Genomic DNA, 3,077 nt, shown 5'->3' on the forward strand with positions numbered 1-3,077 from the left:
TCGTTCTTTAAAAATTTGGGTATGTGATAGAAAGATAGACTGAACGTTACTTTCACTGGTAACGGATCAGGCTAAGGTAAAATTTGTGAGTTGCTCTTAATTGAGTATTATCGAATTTTCGGCGAATGTCGTCTTCACAGTATAACCAGATTGCTTGGGGTTATATGGTCAAGTGAAGAAGCGCATACGGTGGATGCCTTGGCAGTCAGAGGCGATGAAAGACGTGGTAGCCTGCGAAAAGCTTCGGGGAGTCGGCAAACAGACTTTGATCCGGAGATGTCTGAATGGGGGAACCCACCTAACATAAGTTAGGTATCTTAAGCTGAATACATAGGCTTAAGAAGCGAACCAGGGGAACTGAAACATCTAAGTACCCTGAGGAAAAGAAATCAACCGAGATTCCCTTAGTAGTGGCGAGCGAACGGGGACTAGCCCTTAAGTGGCTTTGAGATTAGCGGAACGCTCTGGAAAGTGCGGCCATAGTGGGTGATAGCCCTGTACGCGAAAATCTCTTAGTCATGAAATCGAGTAGGACGGAGCACGAGAAACTTTGTCTGAATATGGGGGGACCATCCTCCAAGGCTAAATACTACTGACTGACCGATAGTGAACTAGTACCGTGAGGGAAAGGCGAAAAGAACCCCGGAGAGGGGAGTGAAATAGATCCTGAAACCGTATGCGTACAAGCAGTGGGAGCCCACTTTGTTGGGTGACTGCGTACCTTTTGTATAATGGGTCAGCGACTTATTTTCAGTGGCGAGCTTAACCGAATAGGGGAGGCGTAGCGAAAGCGAGTCTTAATAGGGCGTCTAGTCGCTGGGAATAGACCCGAAACCGGGCGATCTATCCATGGGCAGGTTGAAGGTTGGGTAACACTAACTGGAGGACCGAACCGACTACCGTTGAAAAGTTAGCGGATGACCTGTGGATCGGAGTGAAAGGCTAATCAAGCTCGGAGATAGCTGGTTCTCCTCGAAAGCTATTTAGGTAGCGCCTCATGTATCACTGTAGGGGGTAGAGCACTGTTTCGGCTAGGGGGTCATCCCGACTTACCAAACCGATGCAAACTCCGAATACCTACAAGTGCCGAGCATGGGAGACACACGGCGGGTGCTAACGTCCGTCGTGAAAAGGGAAACAACCCAGACCGTCAGCTAAGGTCCCAAAGTTATGGTTAAGTGGGAAACGATGTGGGAAGGCTTAGACAGCTAGGAGGTTGGCTTAGAAGCAGCCACCCTTTAAAGAAAGCGTAATAGCTCACTAGTCGAGTCGGCCTGCGCGGAAGATGTAACGGGGCTCAAACCATACACCGAAGCTACGGGTATCACTTAGGTGATGCGGTAGAGGAGCGTTCTGTAAGCCTGTGAAGGTGAGTTGAGAAGCTTGCTGGAGGTATCAGAAGTGCGAATGCTGACATGAGTAACGACAATGGGTGTGAAAAACACCCACGCCGAAAGACCAAGGTTTCCTGCGCAACGTTAATCGACGCAGGGTTAGTCGGTCCCTAAGGCGAGGCTGAAAAGCGTAGTCGATGGAAAACAGGTTAATATTCCTGTACTTCTGGTTATTGCGATGGAGGGACGGAGAAGGCTAGGCCAGCTTGGCGTTGGTTGTCCAAGTTTAAGGTGGTAGGCTGGAATCTTAGGTAAATCCGGGATTCTAAGGCCGAGAGCTGATGACGAGTGTTCTTTTAGAACACGAAGTGGTTGATGCCATGCTTCCAAGAAAAGCTTCTAAGCTTCAGGTAACCAGGAACCGTACCCCAAACCGACACAGGTGGTTGGGTAGAGAATACCAAGGCGCTTGAGAGAACTCGGGTGAAGGAACTAGGCAAAATGGCACCGTAACTTCGGGAGAAGGTGCGCCGGTGAGGGTGAAGGACTTGCTCCGTAAGCTCATGCCGGTCGAAGATACCAGGCCGCTGCGACTGTTTATTAAAAACACAGCACTCTGCAAACACGAAAGTGGACGTATAGGGTGTGACGCCTGCCCGGTGCCGGAAGGTTAATTGATGGGGTTAGCTAACGCGAAGCTCTTGATCGAAGCCCCGGTAAACGGCGGCCGTAACTATAACGGTCCTAAGGTAGCGAAATTCCTTGTCGGGTAAGTTCCGACCTGCACGAATGGCGTAACGATGGCGGCGCTGTCTCCACCCGAGACTCAGTGAAATTGAAATCGCTGTGAAGATGCAGTGTATCCGCGGCTAGACGGAAAGACCCCGTGAACCTTTACTATAGCTTTGCACTGGACTTTGAATTTGCTTGTGTAGGATAGGTGGGAGGCTTTGAAGCGTGGACGCCAGTTCGCGTGGAGCCAACCTTGAAATACCACCCTGGCAACTTTGAGGTTCTAACTCAGGTCCGTTATCCGGATCGAGGACAGTGTATGGTGGGTAGTTTGACTGGGGCGGTCTCCTCCTAAAGAGTAACGGAGGAGTACGAAGGTGCGCTCAGACCGGTCGGAAATCGGTCGTAGAGTATAAAGGCAAAAGCGCGCTTGACTGCGAGACAGACACGTCGAGCAGGTACGAAAGTAGGTCTTAGTGATCCGGTGGTTCTGTATGGAAGGGCCATCGCTCAACGGATAAAAGGTACTCCGGGGATAACAGGCTGATACCGCCCAAGAGTTCATATCGACGGCGGTGTTTGGCACCTCGATGTCGGCTCATCACATCCTGGGGCTGAAGCCGGTCCCAAGGGTATGGCTGTTCGCCATTTAAAGTGGTACGCGAGCTGGGTTTAGAACGTCGTGAGACAGTTCGGTCCCTATCTGCCGTGGACGTTTGAGATTTGAGAGGGGCTGCTCCTAGTACGAGAGGACCGGAGTGGACGAACCTCTGGTGTTCCGGTTGTCACGCCAGTGGCATTGCCGGGTAGCTATGTTCGGAATAGATAACCGCTGAAAGCATCTAAGCGGGAAACTAGCCTCAAGATGAGATCTCACTGGGACCTTGAGTCCCCTGAAGGGCCGTCGAAGACTACGACGTTGATAGGTTGGGTGTGTAAGCGCTGTGAGGCGTTGAGCTAACCAATACTAATTGCCCGTGAGGCTTGACCATATAACACCCAAGCAATTTG

1 rRNA gene is annotated in these 3,077 nt (G+C 51.0%); it reads left to right on the plus strand.

The window, feature by feature from the left end:
• Positions 1-166: 166 nt before the first annotated feature.
• Positions 167-3,058, plus strand: a 23S ribosomal RNA gene (locus AAEZ05_RS27570).
• Positions 3,059-3,077: the final 19 nt, after the last annotated feature.

The organism is Pseudomonas sp. HY13-MNA-CIBAN-0226 (genome assembly GCF_040310305.1).
Taxonomy (GTDB): domain Bacteria; phylum Pseudomonadota; class Gammaproteobacteria; order Pseudomonadales; family Pseudomonadaceae; genus Aquipseudomonas; species Aquipseudomonas gregormendelii.